At 74.6% G+C, this 21,897-nt stretch carries 17 protein-coding genes and 1 pseudogene; 10 read left to right on the top strand and 8 right to left on the bottom strand.

What is annotated here, in order from left to right:
• Window positions 1–104: 104 nt before the first annotated feature.
• Complete coding sequence (locus RND61_RS29290) at window positions 105–1,658, bottom strand: M1 family metallopeptidase (protein WP_315881164.1); 1,554 nt, start codon at window positions 1,656–1,658, stop codon at window positions 105–107.
• 201 nt (window positions 1,659–1,859) lie between these two features.
• Here RND61_RS29290 and RND61_RS29285 point away from each other — a divergent pair, with 201 nt between their 5' ends.
• The 3 genes from RND61_RS29285 to RND61_RS29275 all read left to right on the top strand — a co-directional run bounded on the left by RND61_RS29285 (window position 1,860) and on the right by RND61_RS29275 (window position 7,263).
• Window positions 1,860–3,884: a Xaa-Pro dipeptidyl-peptidase gene (locus RND61_RS29285; RefSeq protein ID WP_391654391.1), complete on the top strand. Its 2,025-nt coding sequence runs from the start codon at window positions 1,860–1,862 to the stop codon at window positions 3,882–3,884.
• A complete protein-coding gene (locus tag RND61_RS29280; RefSeq protein WP_315881163.1) occupies window positions 3,881–5,173 on the top strand; it encodes a M14 family metallopeptidase in 1,293 nt (430 codons plus the stop codon). Before RND61_RS29285 ends, RND61_RS29280 begins: the two co-directional genes overlap by 4 nt.
• A 452-nt stretch (window positions 5,174–5,625) precedes the next feature.
• A complete protein-coding gene (locus RND61_RS29275; RefSeq protein WP_315881162.1) occupies window positions 5,626–7,263 on the top strand; it encodes an ABC-F family ATP-binding cassette domain-containing protein in 1,638 nt (545 codons plus the stop codon).
• Between the two features lie 36 nt (window positions 7,264–7,299).
• Here RND61_RS29275 and RND61_RS29270 read toward each other — a convergent pair whose 3' ends face one another.
• From RND61_RS29270 to RND61_RS29240, 7 genes and pseudogenes are all read right to left on the bottom strand, one after another.
• Window positions 7,300–7,500, bottom strand: coding sequence for a hypothetical protein (locus RND61_RS29270; protein ID WP_315881161.1), 201 nt, complete (start codon window positions 7,498–7,500; stop codon window positions 7,300–7,302).
• Window positions 7,501–7,655: 155 nt separating this feature from the next.
• Window positions 7,656–10,034, bottom strand: coding sequence for a Tex family protein (locus RND61_RS29265; protein WP_315881160.1), 2,379 nt, complete (start codon window positions 10,032–10,034; stop codon window positions 7,656–7,658).
• Window positions 10,035–10,171: 137 nt separating this feature from the next.
• Complete coding sequence (locus tag RND61_RS29260; RefSeq protein WP_315881159.1) at window positions 10,172–11,041, bottom strand: SCO6745 family protein; 870 nt, start codon at window positions 11,039–11,041, stop codon at window positions 10,172–10,174.
• Between the two features lie 44 nt (window positions 11,042–11,085).
• Entirely contained in the window at window positions 11,086–11,829 is a 744-nt protein-coding gene (locus RND61_RS29255) for an enoyl-CoA hydratase/isomerase family protein (protein WP_315881158.1), read from the bottom strand.
• Window positions 11,830–12,030: 201 nt separating this feature from the next.
• Window positions 12,031–12,624: an isopentenyl-diphosphate Delta-isomerase gene (idi, locus tag RND61_RS29250; RefSeq protein WP_315881157.1), complete on the bottom strand. Its 594-nt coding sequence runs from the start codon at window positions 12,622–12,624 to the stop codon at window positions 12,031–12,033.
• Window positions 12,625–12,738: 114 nt separating this feature from the next.
• Window positions 12,739–13,245 (bottom strand): annotated as a pseudogene (locus RND61_RS29245) (GNAT family N-acetyltransferase); the annotation flags it as partial.
• Between the two features lie 243 nt (window positions 13,246–13,488).
• The gene (locus RND61_RS29240) at window positions 13,489–14,430 is read right to left on the bottom strand and encodes a cation diffusion facilitator family transporter (protein WP_315881156.1); all 942 of its coding nucleotides are present in this window, start codon (window positions 14,428–14,430) and stop codon (window positions 13,489–13,491) included.
• A gap of 379 nt (window positions 14,431–14,809) precedes the next feature.
• Here RND61_RS29240 and RND61_RS29235 point away from each other — a divergent pair, with 379 nt between their 5' ends.
• From RND61_RS29235 to RND61_RS29205, 7 genes are all read left to right on the top strand, one after another.
• Window positions 14,810–16,609 (top strand): DUF5941 domain-containing protein, encoded by a 1,800-nt coding sequence (locus RND61_RS29235; RefSeq protein ID WP_315881167.1) that lies wholly within the window; start codon window positions 14,810–14,812, stop codon window positions 16,607–16,609.
• Window positions 16,606–17,343: a phosphocholine cytidylyltransferase family protein gene (locus RND61_RS29230; RefSeq protein WP_315881155.1), complete on the top strand. Its 738-nt coding sequence runs from the start codon at window positions 16,606–16,608 to the stop codon at window positions 17,341–17,343. The genes RND61_RS29235 and RND61_RS29230 overlap by 4 nt, the downstream gene beginning before the upstream one ends.
• The gene (locus tag RND61_RS29225; RefSeq protein ID WP_315881154.1) at window positions 17,331–18,392 is read left to right on the top strand and encodes an iron-containing alcohol dehydrogenase family protein; all 1,062 of its coding nucleotides are present in this window, start codon (window positions 17,331–17,333) and stop codon (window positions 18,390–18,392) included. The genes RND61_RS29230 and RND61_RS29225 overlap by 13 nt, the downstream gene beginning before the upstream one ends.
• The gene (locus RND61_RS29220; RefSeq protein ID WP_315881153.1) at window positions 18,370–19,149 is read left to right on the top strand and encodes a CDP-alcohol phosphatidyltransferase family protein; all 780 of its coding nucleotides are present in this window, start codon (window positions 18,370–18,372) and stop codon (window positions 19,147–19,149) included. Before RND61_RS29225 ends, RND61_RS29220 begins: the two co-directional genes overlap by 23 nt.
• A gap of 4 nt (window positions 19,150–19,153) precedes the next feature.
• On the top strand, window positions 19,154–20,026 hold the full coding sequence (locus tag RND61_RS29215; RefSeq protein ID WP_315881152.1) for a glycosyltransferase family 2 protein: 873 nt from the start codon (window positions 19,154–19,156) through the stop codon (window positions 20,024–20,026).
• 109 nt (window positions 20,027–20,135) lie between these two features.
• Complete coding sequence (locus tag RND61_RS29210) at window positions 20,136–21,065, top strand: ABC transporter permease (RefSeq protein WP_315881151.1); 930 nt, start codon at window positions 20,136–20,138, stop codon at window positions 21,063–21,065.
• Window positions 21,058–21,858, top strand: a complete 801-nt coding sequence (locus RND61_RS29205; protein ID WP_315881150.1) for an ABC transporter ATP-binding protein — start codon at window positions 21,058–21,060, stop codon at window positions 21,856–21,858. The genes RND61_RS29210 and RND61_RS29205 overlap by 8 nt, the downstream gene beginning before the upstream one ends.
• The last annotated feature ends 39 nt before the right edge of the window (window positions 21,859–21,897 follow it).

The raw sequence follows: 21,897 nt of genomic DNA, 5'->3' as shown, positions 1-21,897 counted from the left end.
GCGCCCTCCCCCCCCCCCCCCCCCCCCCCCCCGCCGCGATCTACCGAGCCGAAGTCGTCATCGCCGCCATCATGATCGGGCTCCGCTGATCGACAGGAAACGCCCTAGTCGTGCGCGTGGCCGTGGTGCTCGCCGTGGCCGGCGCGGTCTGCGTGGTCGTGGCCGCCGTGGTCGTGGACCGTGTTCGTCGCGGCGATCTTGGACCAGGACTTCGGCGGGACCGCCGGGGCCGCCGCCGTACGGGCCGCCGTGGCCGCGGGGGCCGCCGGGACCTCCGGCTTCGACGGCTGGTACAGCCAGGTGTCGAACAGTCCGCCCAGCCGCTTGCCGGAGATCCGCTCCGCGTACGCGACGAAGTCCGCCACCTCCGCGTTGCCGTGCGCCCGCTCCGTCGGCCAGCCCTTCAGGACGCGGAAGAAGTCCTCGTCGCCCAGTTCGTTGCGCAGGGCCTGGAGCGCCAGCGCGCCCCGGTCGTAGACGGCGATGTGGAACTGGTTCTCCGGGCCGGGGTCACCCGGCTTGACCGTCCAGAACGGGTCGTCGTCCGGGTGCGAGGCGTACACCCAGTCCGCCAGCTCCTGCGCCGTGCCCTCGCCCTCGCGCTCGGACCACAGCCACTGGCTGTACCGGGCGAAGCCCTCGTTGATCCAGATGTCCTTCCAGCCCTTCACGGACACGCTGTCGCCGTACCACTGGTGGGCCAGCTCGTGGACGACGACCGACACGTTGGAGCCGTTCGCGAACTGGCGCGGGCTGTAGAACGGCCGCGTCTGCGTCTCCAGCGCGTACCCGCTGCGCACGTTCGGCACGTACCCGCCGAGCGCGTTGAACGGGTAGGGCCCGAAGACCTCCTCCAGCCACTCCGCGACCTCGACGGTCCGCTCGATGCTCGCGCGCGCCGCGCCGGCGTTCGCCCCGAGGTCCTTGCTGTAGGCGTTGAGGACGGGCAGTCCGCTCGCGGTCGTGTCGGTGGTGAGGTCGAACTTCCCGACCGCCAGCGTCGCCAGGTACGTCGCCTGCGGCTTGTCGGACCGCCAGTTGTAGCGGGTCCAGCCCAGCCGGGAGCTCTGCGACTGCAGCACGCCGTTGCTGATGGCCTGCGTGCCGTCCGGGACGGCGACGGAGACGTCGAAGGTCGCCTTGTCGAGCGGGTGGTCGTTGGACGGGAACCACCACGCGGCGGACTCCGGCTGCTGCGCGGCGACCCCGCCGTCCGGGGTGCGGTGCCACGCCGTCCACCCGCCGATCTCCACCTCGGACGGCTTGCCCGCGTACCGCACGACGACCGAAACCGGTCGGCCCTTCGGCAGCGGCACCGCCGGCGTGATCTCCAGTTCCTGGGCGCCCGACGCCCTGGAAGCGGCCTTCCGACCGTTCACCCGCACCTCCAGCGCCTCCAGGCCGAGGTCCAGGTTGAAGCGGGACAGGTTCTGCGTGGGGGTGGCGAGGATCGTCGCCGTCCCCTCCAGCAGGTCCGTCGACGGCTGGTACTTCAGCCGCAGGTCGTAGTGGGCGACGTCGTATCCGCCGTTGCCGCTGACCGGGTAGTAGGGGTCGCCGATGCCCGGTGCGCCCGGCACGAAGTCGGCGGCCGATGCCGGGATCGCCAGCAGCAGGGAGGCCGCGATCGCGCCCGGGACGATCAGTCTGCGGTGCACGTGTCTCTCTCCAAGTCGTCGGGAAGTGCGATGGTCTGAACGCTATTCAGCGCGGGCGCCGCTGTCGTGTCCACGGCACACACCGTCACACGATCGCCATCCGGCCGACATGGACCCCCCGGGCCCGTCCCGTCCCCTCTGCCGCTCTTGTCCCGCAAACGCCCTCTTCTGCGCGGCAGTCGACGGCAGTACCGTCCGCCCATGCCGATACGCACGCGGAGAACCCCCTCCCACGCTCCCGGCTCCGCCCGGGCGGGCGCGGCCCCCCTGCCGAGCAGGACCCTGGTGGTGGCGGTCGCGGCCGCCCTGATGTCCGTCCTCGTCCCGGCGGGCGGCGCCCACGGCGCCCAGGGCCCCCGCCCCGACACGTCCCGGCCCGTCTACGCGTACGAGAACGCGATCCGCGAGTCCGTCTGGGTGGACACCGGCCTCGACGGCGACGGCGACGGCCGGACCGACCGGGTGGCCGCCGACGTCATCCGGCCCCGCGAGGCCGAGCGGCACGGCCGCAAGGTCCCCGTCATCATGGACGCCAGCCCGTACTACTCCTGTTGCGGACGCGGCAACGAGAGCCAGAAGAAGACCTACGACGCGAACGGCGACCCCGTCGGGTTCCCCCTCTTCTACGACAACTACTTCGTGCCCCGCGGCTACGCCTTCGTCGCCGTCGACCTGGCCGGAACCAACCGCTCCGACGGCTGCGTCGACGTCGGCGGCCCCTCCGACGTCCTGTCCGCGAAGGCCGTCGTCGACTGGCTGAACGGCCGCGCCCCCGCCTACACCACCCGCACCGGCACCACCCGCGCCCGCGCGCACTGGTCGACCGGCGCCACCGGCATGATCGGCAAGAGCTGGGACGGCACGGTCGCCAACGGCGTCGCCGCGACCGGCGTGGAGGGCCTGAAGACGATCGTGCCGATCGGCGCGATCTCCTCCTGGTACGACTACTACTTCAGCCAGGGCGCCCCCCTCTACGGCACCGGCCCCGACCGGCTGTCCCACCACGTCGGCAGCCCGGACGCCCGCGCCCGCTGCCAGGCCGTGCAGCGCCGCCTCGTCGAGGGCGCCCCGCGCTCCGGCGACCTGACCCCGCTGTGGGACGCGCGCGACTACGTGCCCGACGCCTCCCGCGTACGGGCCAGCGTCCTCGCCGTCCACGGCCTGCAGGACCTCAACGTGCGCACCGGCCACCTCGGCCGCTGGTGGCGGGCGCTCGCCGCGCACGGCGTCGAACGGAAGATCTGGCTCTCCCGGACGGGTCACGTCGACCCGTTCGACTTCCGCCGCGCCGCGTGGGTCCGCACCCTGCACCGCTGGTTCGACCACTATCTCCTCGGATACGACAACGGCGTCGAACGGGAACCCATGGCCGACATCGAACGCGCTCCCGACCGGTGGACCACCGACCGCGCCTGGCCCCCGGCCGGCACCGCGACGACCACCCTGCGCCCCGCCCCCGGCCCCGCCCCCGGCGTCGGCGCGCTCGGGCTGCTGCCGGCCCCCGCGGGCGCCACCGAGACGTTCACCGACGACCCGTCACTCGGCGAACTCGACTGGGCCGCGCGGATCGACGCCCCGACAGGGGCCAAGGCCGGGTTCGCCACCCGTCCGCTCAGCCGCGACCTGCGGCTGGCCGGCTCCGCCACCGTGACCGTCACCGCCACCCCGACCACCGACAGCGCCCATCTGACGGCGGTCCTCGTCGACCTGGGCCCCGCCGTCATCCGCGACTACGCGGCACCCGGCGAAGGCATCACCACCCTCGACGAACGCACCTGCTGGGGCGCGAGCACCCCCGGCGACAGCGCCTGCTTCAAGGAGACCGAGGCCAAGACGGCGGACGTCGGCTTCACCGTCGTCAGCCGGGGCTGGGCCGACCTCGGCACCTGGGCCGACCCGCGCCGGGGCCGCCCGCTCACTCCCGGCGAGCCGCACACGATCACCCTCGACCTGCACGCCACCGACCACGTCGTCCCGGCCGGGCACCGGCTCGCCCTGATCGTCGCGGGCACCGACGAGGACCTCGTCGAGGCCCCGCCCTCCACCCCGACGCTCACCCTCGACCTGGCCCGCACCCACGCCCGCGTCCCGGTCGTCGGCGGCCCCCTGGCGTACGCCCTGGCCACCTTCCCGCGCCCGCGGGCCGACGCGCGTGCCCCCCTCGCCGCAGGAGACGCCCCGCGTCCGCCGCGCGCCCAGCCGCCGACCCCCGGAGCCGCCCGATGAGCCTTCGCCTCCGAGCCCTGGCCGCCCTCGCCGCCTGCGCCACCGCCCTGACCCTGCCCGTCGCCCCGGCGCAGGCCGCCCCGGCCGGCCCGCAGCCGCCCCGGACCGGCTTCGAGACCAGTGGCGGCGCCCGCTGGACCGGCCTCGACGAGGAGCGGCGCTTCCTCGCCGCCGTCGACCGGGGCAGCGACCGGACGGCCACGACCACCCTCGGCACCACCCGCCAGGGCCGCCCCCTCCACCTCGTCCGCGTCGGCGGAGGCCCCGCCGGGTCCACCACCACCGTCCTCCTCGTGTGCGGCCAGCACGGTGACGAGCCGTCGGGCCGCGAGGCGTGCCTCACCACCCTCCGCGACCTGGCCTACGCACGGGACGCGCGGACCCTCCGGTTCCTCGCGCGCACCACCGTCCTCGTCATCCCCACCGCCAACCCGGACGGCCGGGCCGCGCACACCCGCCACAACGCCGACGACGTCGACGTCAACCGCGACCACATCGCCCTGCGCACGGCGGAGGCCCGCGCCGTGGCCCGCGTCCTGCGCGACCACCGCCCCCACGTCGTCCTCGACCTGCACGAGTACAGCGGCACACCGCCGTACTACGTGAAGGACCTCCTCGCGCTGTGGCCCCGCAACCTCAACACCCACCCCGGCGTCCACCGCGAGGCGCGCACCCTCTCCGAGGCGTACGTCCGCCCCGCCGCCGAACGCGCGGGCTTCACCAGCGGCCTCTACGGCATCTGGACCGACCCCGTCACCGGCGAACCGGTCCGCCAGGTCGCCGGGGACGGGCAGGAGCGCATCCTGCGCAACACCACCGGCGTCAAGCACGCGGTCGGCCTCCTCGTCGAGACCCGCGAGGAACCGCTCACCGCCGCGGACCGCGACGACCCCGCCCGGAACAACCGGCGCCGCGTGGACACCCAACTCGCGGCGCTCGACGGGGCGTTCGCCCACGTCACCGAAGGGCGCGCGCGGATCGCGGCGGCCACCGCGGCGGCCCGGACCGCCGGATACGCCGACCGGGGCCCCGTCCTGCTGGGCGGCGCCGACAACGACCCCGCCGAACCCGCCGAAATCCTCCACGACCCGCCCTGCGGCTACCGCCTGGACCCCGCCCAGTACGCCGAGTGGGGCGACGAGCTGGCCCTGCACGGCGTCCGCGCCGTCCGGGACGGCTCCGGCGCCTTCGTCCCGCTGCGCCAGTCCCTGCGCGCCCTGGTCCCCCTCCTCCTCGACGCCCGCGCCGCCCACCACCTCACCGTCGGGGAGCCCGTGCGGCGCTGCTGAACGCCCCCGCGCCCCCGGCGCGCACGACCCGTCCCGGGGTCCCGCGGGGAGCGGGAGGAGGTCCACCGGCACGGCCACCGGCGCGCCCGGCCGTCCCGGAACCCTCCGGCCGGCGCGCCCCCACCGCCCGGCCGGCGCGCCCCCACCGCCCCGGTCGGAGCCGGTCCCGCCGCCCGCCCGCCCGCGCCCGTCCGCCCGCCGCGCCGCGCCGCCGACGCGAAGACGACCCGCCGACGCGAAGGCGGCCCGCGCCTCCCCGCCCCCGTTCGGCACGGCGAACGCCCCGCGGGCGGGGCCCGGGCCGGTCCCCGGGCGCGTCGAGGAGCGGATCCGGCCGCGGTCCGCCGCGGCGGGCGGCGCCGTACCCGCGAACCGCCGGGCCCCACCGGCGCCGGCGCGACCGGCGGGCGGAGGCGGGGGCGCCGCCGGGCTGCCCTAGGATCGGTCCCCTGATGACCGCAACCCTCGTCGCCAAGAACCTCGCCGCCGGACACGCCGAGCGCTCCCTCTTCTCCGGCCTCGACCTCGTCGTCGCCCCCGGCGACGTCGTCGGCCTCGTCGGAGTCAACGGCGCCGGCAAGTCGACCCTGCTCCGCGTCCTCGCCGGCCTGGACGCCGCCGAGGAGGGCGAGGTCCACCTGTCGCCGCGCACCGCCGCCGTCGGCCACCTCCCGCAGGAGCCCGAGCGGCGGCCCGGCGAGACCGTACGGGACTTCCTCGCCCGCCGCACGGGCGTCGCCGGGGCGCAGGCGGCGATGGACGCGGCGACGCAGGGGCTCGTCGACGGGACGCCCGGCGCCGACGACGCGTACGCCACCGCCCTGGAGCGCTGGCTCGCCCTGGGCGGCGCCGACCTCGACGACCGGGCCGGGGAGACCGCCGCGTCGCTCGGGCTCACCGTCGGCCTCGACCAGCCGATGACCGCCCTCTCCGGCGGTCAGGCGGCCCGCGCCGGACTCGCCTCGCTGCTCCTCTCCCGCTACGACGTGTTCCTCCTCGACGAGCCGACCAACGACCTCGACCTGGACGGACTGGAGCGGCTGGAGACCTTCGTGCGGGGCCTGCGCGCCGGGACCGTCGTCATCAGCCACGACCGCGAGTTCCTCGCCCGCACCGTCACCAAGGTCCTCGAACTCGACCTCGCCCAGCACCGGACGACCCTGTACGGCGGCGGCTACGACGCGTACCTGGAGGAGCGCGAGCGGGCCCGCCGGCACCTGCGCGAGGACTACGAGGAGTACGCCGACAAGAAGGCCGCCCTGGAGGGCCGCGCCCAGATGCAGCGCTCCTGGATGGACAAGGGCGTCAAGAACGCCCGCCGCAAGGCCGGCGACAACGACAAGATCGGCCGCAAGTTCCGCAGCGAGGCCAGCGAGAAGCAGGCCGCCAAGGCGCGCCAGACCCAGCGGATGATCGAGCGGCTGGAGAGCGTCGAGGAGCCCCGCAAGGAGTGGGAGCTGCGCATGGAGATCGCCGCCGCGCCCCGCTCGGGCGCCGTCGTGGCGTCGCTGCGCGACGCCGAGGTCCGGCGCGGCGGCTTCGCCTTCGGCCCCGTGACCCTCCAGGTCGACTGGGCCGACCGGATCGCCGTCACCGGCGCCAACGGCGCGGGGAAGTCCACCCTCCTCGCCGCGCTCCTCGGCCGCCTCCCGCTGGACGCCGGCCACGCGGCGCTGGGCTCCGGCGTCGTCGTCGGCGAGGTCGACCAGGCACGGCGGCTGTTCCACGGCGAGGAGACGCTGCTGGACGCCTTCTGCGCGGCCGTCCCCGACACCGAGCCGGCGGACGTGCGCACCCTGCTCGCCAAGTTCGGCCTCAAGGCCGCCCACGTCCTGCGCCCCGCGACGACGCTCTCACCGGGCGAGCGGACCCGCGCCGCCCTCGCCCTCCTCCAGGGCCGCGGAGTGAACCTCCTCGTCCTGGACGAGCCGACCAACCACCTGGACCTGCCGGCGATCGAGCAGTTGGAGTCCGCCCTCGACGCGTACACCGGGACGCTGCTCCTCGTCACCCACGACCGGCGCATGCTCGACACGGTCCGCGTGACCCGCCGCATCGAGGTCGCGGACGGCGCGGTCACGGAGGTCTGACCGGGACCGCCCCCGCGCGGGCGGTCCCCGCCGGGGCTAGGGGCGGTCCTCCGGCTCCTCGTACGCGTCGAACGTGCTGTACGCCTCGTCGTCGGGCGCGGCACCGCGGGCGCGCTCCTCCTCCGGGGCGTTCCCGGCCCGCTCGGCCCGGTCGTCGCGCTCCTGCCCGCCGGCCGCGCGCCGTGCCTCCTCGTGGCGCCTGCGGACCTCTTCGGGCTTGTCTCCGATCTGGTTCACGGCCCTCTCCGTCTTCGTCGTCGGCTCCGTCGTCGGACGGTCTGGTGACCCGGCCAGCCTCACACGGCCCGCCCGCGCCCGCACGTCGGCGCCGGAACGCGCCCGGGGCGGGCGGGGAGACCCCCCGCCCGCCCCGGCGCGGCTCCGGGCCGGACTCAGCGGCGGCCCCGGCCCCCGCCGGAACCGCCGTCCAGCAGCCCCGCCTTGCGCAGGGCGTCCGCCATCGCGCCGTTGGCGGCCGGCGGCGCCTGCCGGTCGCCGCCGCGGCCGCCGCGCCGGTCCTGGCCGCCCCCGCCCTGGCGCTGCTGCGGCGGACGGGCACCGCGCTCGCGGCGCTGCCGGCCCTCGGCGGGCCGGCCGGCCGCGGCCTCGTCGTCCAGGCGCAGCGTCAGCGAGATCCGCTTGCGCGGCACGTCGACGTCGAGCACCTTCACCTTCACCACGTCACCCGGCTTCACCACCTCGCGCGGGTCCTTCACGAAGTTCCGCGACATGGCGGACACGTGCACCAGGCCGTCCTGGTGGACGCCGACGTCCACGAACGCGCCGAACGCCGCCACGTTGGTGACGACGCCTTCCAGCACCATCCCGGCCGCCAGGTCGCCGATCTTCTCGACGCCCTCCTTGAAGGTGGCCGTGCGGAACGCCGGACGCGGGTCGCGGCCCGGCTTCTCCAGCTCCCGCAGGATGTCCGTGACGGTCGGCAGGCCGAACTTCTCGTCGACGAAGTCCTCCGGGCGCAGCGACCGCAGCACCCCCGTGTCGCCGATCAGCGCCGCGACCTCGCCGCCCGTCGCCTTCACCATCCGCCGCACCACCGGGTACGCCTCCGGGTGCACCGCCGACGCGTCGAGCGGGTCGTCACCGCCGCGGATCCGCAGGAAGCCCGCGCACTGCTCGTACGCCTTCGGGCCGAGGCGCGGCACGTCCTTCAGCGCCTTCCGCGACCGGAAGGGCCCGTTGGCGTCCCGGTGGGCCACGATGTTCTCGGCCAGCCCGGCGCCGATGCCCGACACGCGCGAAAGGAGCGGCGCGGAGGCCGTGTTGACGTCGACGCCGACCCCGTTCACACAGTCCTCGACGACCGCGTCCAGCGACCGGGACAGCTTCACCTCGGACAGGTCGTGCTGGTACTGGCCGACCCCGATCGACTTCGGGTCGATCTTCACCAGCTCCGCGAGCGGGTCCTGGAGCCGCCGCGCGATCGACACCGCGCCGCGCAGCGACACGTCGAGCCCGGGCAGCTCCTGCGAGGCGAACGCCGACGCCGAGTACACCGAGGCGCCCGCCTCCGACACCATCACCTTCGTCAGCCCCAGCTCGGGATGGCGGGCGATGAGGTCCGCGGCGAGCTTGTCCGTCTCGCGCGACGCCGTGCCGTTGCCGACGGCGACGAGCTCCACGGCGTGCTCCTTCGCCAGCCGCGCCAGCGTCGCCAGCGACGCGTCCCACTTGTTCTGCGGCACGTGCGGGTAGATCGTGTCCGTCGCGACGACCTTGCCGGTCGCGTCGACGACGGCGACCTTGACGCCCGTACGGTAGCCGGGGTCGAGGCCCAGGGTCGCCCGCGTCCCGGCGGGCGCGGCCAGCAGCAGGTCCCGCAGGTTCGCGGCGAACACCCGGACGGCCTCGTCCTCGGCCGCCGTGCGCAGCCGCAGCCGCAGGTCGATGCCGAGGTGCACCAGGATGCGGGTGCGCCACGCCCAGCGGACCGTGTCCGCCAGCCACTTGTCGGCCGGCCGGCCCCGGTCGGCGATCCCGAACCGCCGGGCGATCGTCCCCTCGTACGTGGACGGGCCCTCGACCGGCTCCTCCGGCTCCAGGACCAGCTCCAGCACGTCCTCCTTCTCGCCGCGCAGCATCGCCAGCACGCGGTGCGAGGGCAACCGGGTGAACGGCTCCGCGAAGTCGAAGTAGTCGGCGAACTTGGCGCCGGCCTCCTCCTTGCCCTCGCGGACCTTCGCCACCAGCCGGCCGCGCGTCCACATCCGTTCGCGCAACTCGCCGATCAGGTCCGCGTCCTCCGAGAACCGCTCGGTGAGGATCGCCCGCGCGCCCTCCAGCGCGGCCGCCGCGTCGGCGACGCCCCTGTCCGCGTCGACGAACGGGGCCGCCGCCGCCAGCGGCTCCACCGACGGGTCCGCGAGCAGCCCGTTTGCCAGCGGTTCGAGCCCGGCCTCCCGGGCGATCTGCGCCTTGGTGCGCCGCTTCGGCTTGAACGGCAGGTAGATGTCCTCCAGGCGGGCCTTCGTGTCGGCCTCCCGGATGCGCGCCTCCAGCTCCTCGGTCAGCTTGCCCTGCTCGCGCACGGAGTCGAGGATCGCGGCACGCCGGTCCTCCAGCTCCCGCAGGTAGCGCAGCCGCTCCTCCAGGGTGCGCAGCTGCGCGTCGTCGAGCATCCCGGTCGCTTCCTTGCGGTAGCGCGCGATGAACGGCACGGTCGAGCCGCCGTCCAGCAGCTCCACGGCCGCTTTGACCTGCCGCTCCCGTACGCCGAGCTCCTCGGCGATCCTGCCTTCGATGGACGTCGTCACGGTGTGTCCCGACCCGCCTTCCCGTGCTTCCAGGTTGCGCTCGCATTCTGCCTGTCCGGGGCCGGATGTGTCGCATGCGCGGCACGCCGGCCCGCGGGGCGCGCCCGGCCGGTGGCGGGCACGCCCCGCGGGCCCGGTCAGTTCCGCCCGGTGAGGTGGGGCGGGAACGCGCCGGCCGCGACCGCCGTCGCGAGGAAGCCCTTGGCCAGCTCGGTGAGCCGTTCGACACCGGCCGCGCCGAGGTGGGCGTACGGCGCCGCGTCCAGCCGGTCCGTGTGGTCCTCCACCTCCTCGCGCAGCGCGGCGCCCGCCTCGGTGAGCGCGCCCTCCCCGTCCATCAGCCCGCGCCCGCGCAGGCGCTCCACGGCGGCGTCCCAGTCGGACTGCTGCCAGCCGCGGGAGGCGAGCACCCAGCGCGGCGCGATGCCCGTGCCGGTCGCGGTGTGGCTGACGACGGCCTCCAACGGGTCGAGTCCGGCGCTCAGCAGGGCGGCCAGGTGGGCGTCCCCGCGGTGCTCGCGCAGCAGCGTCGCCGCGTGCCAGTACGCGAGGTGCGGGGCGTCCGGCACGGGCAGGTCGGCGTGGGCGGCGTACAGCGGCCGGGCGTGCCGGGTGCACGCCTCCGTGGCGCGCAGGGCCAGCTCGGCGGCCTCCGCCATCCCGGCCGAGTCGGCGGCGTCGCCGAGCAGCCGCCGTACGGTCCGGTCGGCCGCGCGCAGCCGCGCCGCGAGCACGTCCGCCGGGGACGCGGCGTCCCACACGGCGGGCAGGTACCGGGCGATGAGGGCGTGGTTGAAGTTGTAGAAGGTGCCGGCGACCACCCCGGGGCCCACCGCGCCCATCGCGGCGGCGCGCCCCGCGAAGTAGGCGGCGTGCGGGTCGGTGACGCCGACCCCGGCCAGCTCCTCGCCGAACTCGGGGGAGAAGTAGACGGTCGAGTGGAAGAGGTTGACCGGGTGGTGGCAGCGGCGCACGGCCCGCGGCGGGAGAGTCGTCGGTGTCGTCATGCCCCACACGTTACCGACTGGTCGGTACGGTTCGAAGGGGTCGGTCAGCCCCGATACGCGAAACGCGGCCGCCGCCGCTCCAGGAACGCGGCGACGCCCTCGGCCCGGTCACCGCTCGCGCGCGCCTCCTCCTCCCAGTGCGCGTCCCGGTCGGTCAGCCCGGCGGCGAACTCCTTCGCGGCGGCCTGCGTCAGCGGCGACCGCGACAGCAGCACCCGGACGAACGCGTCGACCCGCGCGTCCAGCTCCCCGGCCGGCAGCACCTCGTCGACCAGGCCCGTGCGCAGCGCCCGCTCGTCGTCGATCAGCTCCGCGGAGAACAGCAGGTACTTCGCGGTGGCCGGCCCGACGAGGGAGACCAGCCGCCGGGTGGACGAGGAGGGGTAGACGATGCCCAGGCGCGCCGGCGTCACCCCGAACCGGGCACCCGCCTCCGCGAACCGCAGGTCGCAGGCGGCGGCGAGCTGGCAGCCGCCGCCCACGCAGTAGCCGCGCACGGCGGCGAGCGTCGGCCGGGGGAAGGCGGCCAGGGCCTCCTCGGCGCGGACGGCCAGCGACTGCTGGCGGTCGTCCGGCTCGCGCAGCGTCGAGATGTCGGCCCCGGCGCAGAACGTGTCGCCCTCGCCCGTCAGCACCAGCGCCCGTACGTCCCGGTCGGCGGCGAGCTCCTCCAGCAGCTCCGGCAGGGCCCGCCACATGGCGGCGGTCATGGCGTTGCGCTTGGCCGGATTGCTGATGACGACGGTCGCGACCCCGCCCGTGACGCGGTGCTCCAGCTGCGGCTCCATGCGCCGGATGCTATCCGGGGCCGCCGCGCGCGGCCGGGGGAGGGGGCGCCGCGGCCTCGGCCGGCCCGCGGGCGTCCGGCCGGCCCGCGGGCCTCCGGCGCGGTCCGAGCGGAGGAGCGGACGGCACCCCGGCGCCCGCGAGCGGACGCCCCCGGCCGCGTACGGCCGGGGGAGCGCCACCGGGGTCGTCCGGCGTCGGGGCTACCAGCCCCCGGCCGCCCCCGTCAGCTCCTTGATGGCCGGCCGGGCCGCGTCGAGGACGGTCGTGAACCAGGCGGAGAACGGCGCCGACGCGTGCCGCTCGGCCAGCTCCGCCGCCGTCACGAACGCGGTCTCCTCCACCTCTTCCGGGTCCGGCCGCGGCGGAGCCTGCACCATCCCCACGAAGAGGTGGTTGTACTCCTGCTCCACCAGGCCCGACGCCGGGTCCGGGTGGTTGTAGCGGACGGTCCCCGCCTCGGCCATCAGCGACGGCGACACCCCCAGCTCCTCGGAGACCCGCCGCGCGGCCGCCGCGAACGGCGCCTCGCCCGGGTACGGGTGCCCGCAGCAGGTGTTCGACCAGACACCAGGCGAGTGGTACTTGCCGAGCGCCCGGCGCTGGAGCAGCAGCCGCCCCTCCTCGTCGAAGAGGAACACCGAGAACGCCCGGTGCAGCCGACCGGGCGCCTGGTGTGCCGAGAGCTTTTCGGCGGTGCCGATGGTGCTGCCGTTCTCGTCGACCAGCTCAAGCATGATCGACGGTGCGGCTCCGTCCGGCGAGCTGTGCGCCGCGGTGGCAGGTGTGGTCGGCATAACCATCCTTCGCATCGGTTCTCGGCCCTGTGGGGCAATCCTCAGTCTGCCGTACGGAAGCCGCTCGCCGGCGCACTGCTCCCGCGCCCGCCCGGCCGAACGCGGCCCCGCGGTTCAGACGCCGAACGCGGGCGGATAGGTGATCGTGCCCGCGGGCGCGTCGCCCCGGGCGTCCAGCCGGAGCGCCATCATCGCCTCGTCCGGCACGTCGAAGGACGCCCGGATCCCGTACCGCGAAGCCGGGACGAAACCGAAGCGCGGGTAGTACTCCGGATGGCCGAGCACCAGCACCAGCGGCTCCCCGGCCAGCCGCGCCGCGTCGAGGACCGCCCGTACGACGGCCCGGCCGGCGCCGCGCCGCTGGTGCTCCGGGGCGACCGCCACGGGGGCCAGCGCCGCGGCCGGGGCGTCCCCGACGCGGCAGCGGGTGATCAGCGCGTACGCCGCGACGGAGCCGTCCGGCGCCTCGGCGACGTACGACAGGCCCGGCAGCCAGGCATCCGGGTCGGCGCGCAGCGCGTCGACGAGGTCCGCCTCCGCGGAGGTGCCAAAGGCCGCCGCGTTCACCGCGTACACGGAGGCGCGGTCGGCGTCCGTCTCGGGACGGGTCCGCCAGCGGGGCGGGGAAGCGGGGGAAGAGGAGAGGGAGAGAGAGGTGGTCTGAGCGAAGTCGTCGTGGGACAACGTGGAAACCCTTGGAGTGAGCGGGTCCCCGGACTGTCGTGTCAGCCGGACACCCGGGAGCCGAAGTGGACACGGAGCTCGTCGCCGCCGAGGGCGGCGCTGACCGCTGCGGTCATCGATCTCAGCTCCTCTCCCGGATCCGGTGGGGTGTCTCCCGGCCGCAGCCTAACAGCCGGGTGGTCAGTGGCACAGGCCCGCCTCGTGCGCCGCGTGCCCGCTCGGCTCCAGCTGGAACGTGCAGTGCTCCACGTCGAAGTGGCCGACCAGGCACTCCTGGAGGTCGTGCAGCATCTTCTCGTGGCCCGCCCCGTCCAGCACGCTCGGCTCCACGACCACGTGCGCCGACAGCACCGGCATCCCCGAGGTGATCGTCCAGGCGTGCAGGTCGTGGACGTCCTCCACCCCCGGCAGCGCCAGCAGGTGCGCCCGCACCTGCGTCATGTCCACGCCCTTCGGCGCCGCCTCCAGCAGCACGTCCAGCGTCTCCCGGAGCAGCTTCACCGTACGCGGGACGATCATCACGGCGATCGCCAGCGACGCGATCGGGTCCGCCGCCCACCACCCCGTGGCCAGGATCACCCCGGCGGCCACCAGCACCGTCACCGACCCCAGCGCGTCCGCCACCACCTCCAGGTAGGCGCCGCGCACGTTGAGGCTCTCCCTCTGCCCGCGCACCAGCAGCGACAGGGACACCATGTTCGCGACCAGGCCGACCAGGGCGAAGACGACCGTGAGCCCGCCCTTCGTCTCCACCGGCTCGACGAACCGCTGGACCGCCTCGAACAGGACGTACCCGCCGGCCCCCAGGAGCAGCAGGCAGTTCGCCAGCGCCGCCAGGATCTCGGCGCGGGCGTAGCCGTACGTGCGGTTCGCGGTGGCCGGGCGGTTCGCCACGTGGATGGCGAGGAGCGCCATGCCCAGGCCGACCGCGTCGGTCGCCATGTGCGTCGCGTCGGCGATCAGGGCGAGCGAGTCGGCGAGGACACCGCCGACGATCTCCACGGTCATCACGGAGAGTGTGATGGCGAGGGCCACGCGTAGCCGCCACCGGTGCGCGGCACCGGCCGTACCGGTCGGCGGCGGCCCTCCGTGCGTGTGCCCGTGGTTGTGCCCAGCCCCCATGAGGTCGCCTCCCGCTCGGCTCCGTGACTGCTTTCCGAGCGGTCAGTCAACTACGGGTGGGGGGTATGGGCAAGCTGAGGCTGAACACCGTTGTCATTGCCTCTGACCTGCACTTCCTCCTCCACGGCGCCTCCCGGCCGCGCCCGGTGCGGAACGGGCCGGTCCACTGCCGGCCGGGGCGGCCCGGAGCTGGGGTTTGTGGGCTGAGCGGATGATCGAGGATGATGACCCCACTGTCGGAGCGGGCGCCGCCGTCCGCGGAAACCTCGGTGAACTGCGCCTTCCGTCCATCCGATAGCCTCAGCCGACGTGCCGCCGCCCGTGACCGGGCCGAGCCGCCGCGCACCCAGCAGCTGCCAGCTCCAAGGAGTGAGTTCGTCTGTCGACCGCCATCCTCACCGGTCCTCCGGTACCCGGATCGCCGCTCGAGGGCGATCTGCGGTCGCTGGGCTTCGAGGTCCGCGCCGCCGCGGACCCGCGGGAGACCGCCGCGCTGCTCGCCGCCGTACCGGCCGGTGAGCGCGTCGCCGTCGTCGACCCGCGCTTCGTCGGCCACCAGCACGCGCTGCGGCTGGCCCTGACCGACCCCCGCTTCGCCGCGGGCGCGGCCCCGGGCGCCCTCACCGCGCAGCCGGAGGCCCGCCCGTCCCTGACCCGCGCCCTCGCGGCCCTCCCCGCCGACGGGCCCGCGCCCGCGACGCTGCCCGACGCGCTCGCCGCCGCGCTGGAGGCCGACGGCGTCGCCGTCCACCGGCCCGAGCTCGGGTCGCTGGTCGCCGCCGTACCGGTCGACCCGCAGGCCCGCAAGGAGACCCGCGACGCCGTCGCGGCCGTCGACGAGGAGGCCGTGCGCCTCCGCTCCGCGGTGAAGTCCCGCGACGGGTTCTTCACGACCTTCTTCATCAGCCCGTACTCGCGCCACCTCGCCCGCTGGTGCGCCCGCCGGGGCCTCACCCCGAACCAGGTCACCACCGCCTCGCTGGTCACCGCGCTGGTCGCGGCCGGCTGCGCGGCGACCGGCACCCGCGGCGGTTTCGTCGCGGCCGGGCTGCTGCTCCTCTTCTCCTTCGTCCTGGACTGCGCGGACGGGCAGCTCGCCCGCTACTCCCTGCAGTACTCGACGCTCGGCGCCTGGCTCGACGCCACCTTCGACCGGGCCAAGGAGTACGCCTACTACGCGGGCCTCGCCCTCGGCGCCGCCCGCGGCGGCGACGACGTGTGGGCGCTCGCCCTCGGCGCGATGGTCCTCCAGACCTGCCGCCACGTCGTCGACTTCTCCTTCAACGAGGCCAACCACGACGCCACCGGCAACACCAGCCCCACCGCCGCCCTCTCCGACCGGCTCGACGGCGTCGGCTGGACGGTCTGGGTGCGGCGCATGATCGTCCTCCCGATCGGCGAGCGCTGGGCCATGATCGCGGTCCTCACCGCCGTCACCACCCCGCGCGTCGTCTTCTACGCCCTGCTCGCCGGCTGCGCCTTCGCCGCCTGCTACACCACCGCCGGCCGCGTCCTGCGCTCCCTCACCCGCAGGGCGAGCCGGACCGACCGCGCCGCCCGGGCCCTCGCGGACCTCGCCGACAGCGGCCCCCTCGCCGAGGCCGCCGCCAGGGCGACCCGCCGCGCGGCCCGCCCCGTCGGCGGGCGCACCCCGTACGCCGTCGCCGGCGCGGCCGCGCTCCTGGCCGCCGCGTGCGCCGCCCCGCTCGGCGGCCCCCTCGTCGTGCTGGCGGCCCTCCTGTACGCCGTGACCTCCGGCGCCGCCGTGGCCCGGCCCCTCAAGGGCGCCCTCGACTGGCTCGTACCGCCCGTCCTGCGCGCCGCCGAGTACACCGCCGTCCTCGTCCTCGCCGCCCGCGCCGACGCCCCCGGGGCCCTCCCGGCGGCGTTCGGGCTGGTCGCGGCCGTCGCCTACCATCACTACGACACGGTGTACCGCATCCGCGGCGGCACCGGCGCGCCGCCCGCCTGGCTGGTGCGGGCGCTCGGCGGCCACGAGGGGCGCACGCTGCTGGTGGCCGTCCTCGCCGCCCTCCTGGCGACGGGCGGCGGCGCCGCCTTCACCCCGGCGCTCGCCGCCCTCGCCGGCGCCGTGGCGCTGGTGGGGCTCGCGGAGTCCATCCGCTTCTGGGTGTCCTCCGGAGCACCCGCCGTACACGACGAAGGAGAACCCGCATGATCGGCCTCGTACTGGCAGCCGGTGCCGGACGGCGTCTGCGCCCCTACACCGACACGCTTCCGAAGGCCCTCGTGCCGGTCGACGGCGACACGACCGTCCTCGACCTCACCCTCGCCAACTTCGCGGAGGTCGGCCTCACCGAGGCCGCGATCGTCGTCGGCTACCGCAAGGAGGCCGTGTACGAGCGGAAGGCCGCCCTGGAGGCCGCGTACGGGCTGAAGCTCACCCTGATCGACAACGACAAGGCCGAGGAGTGGAACAACGCCTACTCCCTGTGGTGCGCCCGTGACGTGCTGCGGGAAGGCGTCATCCTCGCCAACGGCGACACCGTCCACCCCGTCTCCGTCGAGCGCACGCTCCTCGCGGCCCGCGGCGGCGACCGGCGGATCGTCCTCGCCCTCGACACGGTGAAGTCCCTCGCGGACGAGGAGATGAAGGTCGTCGCGGAGGACGGCCTCGGCGTCCGCCGCATCACCAAGCTCATGGACCCGGCCACCGCCACCGGCGAGTACATCGGCGTCACCCTCATCGAGCCGGAGGCCGCCGACGACCTCGCCGACGCCCTGAGGACCACCTTCGAGCGCGACCCCGACCTGTACTACGAGGACGGCTACCAGGAGCTCGTCCACCGCGGCTTCCGGATCGACGTGGCCCCCATCGGAGACGTCCGCTGGGTGGAGATCGACAACCACGACGACCTCGCGAAGGGCCGTGAGATCGCGTGCCTGTACTGACCCGGCTCATCCCCTCGCCGGTCGTCGTCGACATCAGCGACGGCGCGATGGACAAGCTGGCCGGCCTCCTGGCCGACCAGCGGATCTCCTCGTCCGGCACGCTCGCGATGGCCGTCAGCGACGGCTCCGGCCGCGCCCTGCGCGAGAAGCTGGCGCCGCTGCTGCCCGACGCCCACTGGTACACGGTCGAGGACGGCACCCTCGACTCCGCCGTCCGCCTCGCCGACGCCATCCGCGGCAAGCGGTACGACGCGGTCGTCGGAGTCGGCGGCGGCAAGATCATCGACGTGGCGAAGTACGCCGCGGCGCGCGTCGGCCTGCCCATGGTCTCCGTCGCGACGAACCTCTCCCACGACGGCATCTGCTCGCCGGTCGCCACGCTCGACAACGACAACGGCCGCGGCTCGTACGGGGTGCCCTCGCCGATCGCGATGGTCATCGACCTCGACGTGATCCGCCGGGCCCCCGCGCGGTACGTCCGCTCCGGCATCGGCGAGGCGATCTCCAACATCTCCGCCATCGCGGACTGGCAGCTCTCCCACCGGGTCACCGGCGAGAGCGTCGACGGCCTCGCCGCCGCCATGGCCCGCACCGCCGGCGAGTCGGTGCTCCGCCACCCCGGCGGCCTCGGCGACGACGAGTTCCTCGTCGTCCTCTCCGAGGCGCTCGTGCTCGGCGGGATCGCCATGTCGATCAGCGGCGACAGCCGGCCCTCGTCCGGCGCCTGCCACGAGATCAGCCACGCCTTCGACCTGCTGTACCCGACCCGCCGCGCCCTCCACGGCGAGCAGTGCGGGCTCGGCGCCGCCTTCGCGATGCACCTGCGGGGCGCCCGCGACGACGCCGGCCTCTTCGCCGAGGTCCTCCGCCGGCACGGGCTGCCGGTGCTGCCCGAGGAGATCGGGTTCACCCCGGACGAGTTCGCCGCGACCGTGGCGTACGCGCCGCAGACCCGCCCCGGGCGCTTCACGATCCTGGAACACCTCGACCTGTCCACCGACCAGATCAGGGACGCGTACGCCGACTATGCAAAAACCATCGGTAGCTGAGCTCCGCCCCGTCGTCCACCCGCCGGGCGTCAAGGACCGGCGCAGCGGCGAGCACTGGGGCGGTCGCCTCTACATGCGCGAGGTCTCGCTGCGGGTGACCCGCCACCTGGTCACGACGCGGGTCACGCCGAACCAGCTGACGTACGTGATGACCGTCGCCGGCGTCCTCGCCGCCCCGGCCCTCCTCGTCCCCGGCATCCCCGGGGCGCTGCTCGGCGTGCTCATGGTCCAGTTGTACCTGCTGCTCGACTGCGTCGACGGCGAGGTCGCCCGCTGGAAGAAGCAGTTCTCCCTCGGCGGCGTCTACCTGGACCGCGTCGGCGCCTACCTGTGCGACGCGGCCGTGCTCGTCGGCTTCGGCCTGCGCGCCGCCGACCCGTGGGGCGGCGGGCGCGTCGACTGGCTGTGGGCGTTCCTCGGCACGCTCGCCGCGCTCGGAGCCGTACTGATCAAGGCGGAGACCGACCTCGTGGGCGTCGCCCGGCACCAGGGCGGGCTGCCGCCGGTCAAGGAGGCGGCGTCCGAGCCGCGCTCGTCCGGCCTCGCGCTGGCCCGCCGGGCCGCCGCGGCGATCAAGTTCCACCGGCTCGTCCTGGGCATCGAGGCCAGCCTGCTCATCCTGGCCCTCGCCGTCGCCGACGCGGTCCGCGGCGACCTGTTCCTCAGCCGCCTGGGCGTCGCCGTCCTCGCCGGCATCGCCCTGCTGCAGACCCTGCTGCACCTGGTGTCGATCCTCGCGTCGAGCAGGCTGAGGTGATCGCGTGAAGCTCGGTGCCGTCATCATCACCATGGGCGACCGCCCCGACGACCTGAACGCCCTCATCGAGTCCGTCGCCCGCCAGGACGGCGAGCCCGTCGAGGTCGTCGTCGTCGGCAACGGCGCCCCCGTCCGCGGGGTCCCCGGCTGGGTCCGCACCGTCGACCTGCCCGAGAACCTGGGCATCCCCGGCGGCCGCAACGTCGGCATCGAGGCGTTCGGGTCGAACGGCTCCGACGTCGACGTGCTGCTCTTCCTCGACGACGACGGGCTGCTGCCCCGCAAGGACACCGCGGAGCTGGTCCGGCGGGCCTTCGCCGACGACCCGGAACTGGGCATCGTCAGCTTCCGCATCGCCGACCCGGACACCGGCGTCACGCAGCGGCGGCACGTGCCCCGGCTGCGCGCCTCCGACCCGATGCGGTCCTCCCGCGTCACGACGTTCCTCGGCGGCGCCAGCGCCGTCCGGACCGAGGTCATCGCGGAGGTCGGGCCGCTGCCCGGCGAGTTCTTCTACGCGCACGAGGAGACCGACCTGGCCTGGCGCGCCCTGGACGCCGGCTGGATGATCGACTACCGGTCGGACATGGTGCTCCACCACCCCACGACCGCCCCGTCCCGGCACGCCGTGTACCACCGGATGGTCGCGCGGAACCGGGTGTGGCTGGCCCGCCGCAACCTGCCCGCGCCGCTGGTCCCGGTGTACGTCGGGGTGTGGCTGCTGCTCACCCTCCTGAGACGCCCGTCGGGGGCCGCGCTGAAGGCGTGGTTCGGGGGCTTCAAGGAGGGCTGGACGACGCCCTGCGGGCCCCGGCGGCCCATGAGGTGGCGCACGGTGTGGCGCCTCACGCGATTGGGCCGGCCGCCCGTCATCTGACAAGCTCGGACCCGGCGGCGCCGGTGCCCGGGAAGGGCCGCCGCCCTTCGCGGACACCGCCCGCCGCCTCCTTCCGCCCCCCGCATCGTGAACACGAAAGTTTCGACCTGTGAGTGAGACAACCCACGACCGAGCGGTCGCCGTGAGTGTCCCGCCCTCGCCCGACGACGACCTGACGCCGGCGGAGCTGGCCGCCAAGTACGGCCTGTCGGTGAGCGGTGCCCGCCCGGGCCTGGCGGAGTACGTCCGGCAGCTGTGGGGACGGCGCCATTTCATCCTGACGTTCTCCCGGGCGAAGCTCACGGCCCAGTACAGCCAGGCCAGGCTCGGCCAGCTGTGGCAGGTGGCCACGCCGCTGCTGAACGCCGCGGTGTACTTCGTGATCTTCGGCCTGATCCTCGAAGCCGGCCGGGGCATGGACAAGAAGGTCTACGTCCCGTTCCTGGTGACGGGCGTCTTCGTGTTCATGTTCACGCAGACGTCCGTCATGTCCGGCGTGAAGTCGATCTCCGGCAACCTGGGCCTGGTGCGGGCGCTGCACTTCCCGCGCGCCTCGCTCCCCATCTCGCTGGCGCTCCAGCAGCTCCAGCAGCTGCTGTACTCGATGCTCGTGCTGTTCGTCATCGTGGCGCTGTTCGGCAGCTACCCGTCGCCCGCCTGGCTGCTGATCGTGCCCGCGCTGGCGCTGCAGTTCCTGTTCAACACCGGCCTCGCGCTGATCATGGCGAGGCTCGGCAGCAAGACCCCCGACCTCGCCCAGCTGATGCCGTTCGTCATGCGGACGTGGATGTACGCGTCGGGCGTGATGTTCTCCATCCCGATGATGCTCCAGGACAAGCCGGCGTGGATCGCCGAGATCCTGATGTACAACCCGGCGGCGGTCTACATGGACCTCATCCGCTTCGCGCTGATCGAGGGGTACACCTCCGACAACCTGCCCGACCACGTCTGGCTGGCCGCGCTCCTGTGGGCGGTCGTCGTCGGCGCCGCCGGGTTCGTGTTCTTCTGGAAGGCTGAGGAGCGGTACGGCCGTGGCTGACGACATCGAGGGCGCCCGCCCCGCAGGGCCCCGCATCCCCACCGTGATCGCCGACGACGTGCACATCGTGTACCGCGTCAACGGCGGCGTCGCGGGCAAGGGCAGCGCCACGGCGGCGCTCAGCCGCATCCTGCGCCGCGGCAAGGGCGAGAGCCGCGGCGTCCGCGAGGTGCACGCCGTGCGCGGCGTCTCCTTCACCGCCTACCGGGGCGAGGCCATCGGCCTCATCGGCACCAACGGCTCCGGCAAGTCCACCCTGCTCCGCGCCATCGCCGGCCTGCTGCCCACCGAGCGGGGCAAGGTCTACACCGACGGCCAGCCCTCCCTCCTCGGCGTCAACGCCGCGCTCATGGGCGACCTGACCGGCGAGCGCAACGTCATCCTCGGCGGCCTCGCCATGGGCATGTCCCGCGAGGAGATCAAGGAGCGCTACCAGGACATCGTCGACTTCTCCGGCATCAACGAGAAGGGCGACTTCATCACCCTGCCCATGCGGACCTACTCCTCCGGGATGGGCGCCCGGCTCCGCTTCGCCATCGCCGCCGCCAAGAACCACGACGTGCTCATGATCGACGAGGCGCTGGCCACCGGTGACCGCAAGTTCCAGATCCGCTCCGAGCAGCGCATCCGCGAGCTGCGCAAGGAGGCCGGCACGGTCTTCCTCGTCAGCCACAGCAACAAGTCGATCCGCGACACCTGCGACCGCGTCCTGTGGCTGGAAAAAGGCGAACTCCTGATGGACGGGCCGACCGACGAGGTCCTCCGGGCGTACGAGAGGGAGACCGGCCGCTAGCCGGAACCGCCGGGAGAAACGCACGTCACGCCGAGGGGT

Origin of the sequence: Streptomyces tamarix (genome assembly GCF_032423885.1) — a bacterium.
Taxonomy (GTDB): domain Bacteria; phylum Actinomycetota; class Actinomycetes; order Streptomycetales; family Streptomycetaceae; genus Streptomyces; species Streptomyces tamarix.
The sequence above is the reverse complement of the archived record's forward strand: the minus strand, read 5'-3'. Positions and strand labels throughout refer to the sequence as shown.

Bases quoted from the DNA above. Each gene is read 5' to 3' on its own strand.
- RND61_RS29240 (WP_315881156.1), bottom strand. From the start codon at position 14,430: ATGGGGGCTGGGCACAACCACGGGCACACGCACGGAGGGCCGCCGCCG.
- RND61_RS29285 (WP_391654391.1), top strand. From the start codon at position 1,860: ATGCCGATACGCACGCGGAGAACCCCCTCCCACGCTCCCGGCTCCGCC.
- RND61_RS29220 (WP_315881153.1), top strand. From the start codon at position 18,370: ATGCAAAAACCATCGGTAGCTGAGCTCCGCCCCGTCGTCCACCCGCCG.
- idi (WP_315881157.1), bottom strand. From the start codon at position 12,624: ATGCCGACCACACCTGCCACCGCGGCGCACAGCTCGCCGGACGGAGCC.
- RND61_RS29275 (WP_315881162.1), top strand. From the start codon at position 5,626: ATGACCGCAACCCTCGTCGCCAAGAACCTCGCCGCCGGACACGCCGAG.
- RND61_RS29280 (WP_315881163.1), top strand. From the start codon at position 3,881: ATGAGCCTTCGCCTCCGAGCCCTGGCCGCCCTCGCCGCCTGCGCCACC.
- RND61_RS29260 (WP_315881159.1), bottom strand. From the start codon at position 11,041: ATGACGACACCGACGACTCTCCCGCCGCGGGCCGTGCGCCGCTGCCAC.
- RND61_RS29230 (WP_315881155.1), top strand. From the start codon at position 16,606: ATGATCGGCCTCGTACTGGCAGCCGGTGCCGGACGGCGTCTGCGCCCC.
- RND61_RS29255 (WP_315881158.1), bottom strand. From the start codon at position 11,829: ATGGAGCCGCAGCTGGAGCACCGCGTCACGGGCGGGGTCGCGACCGTC.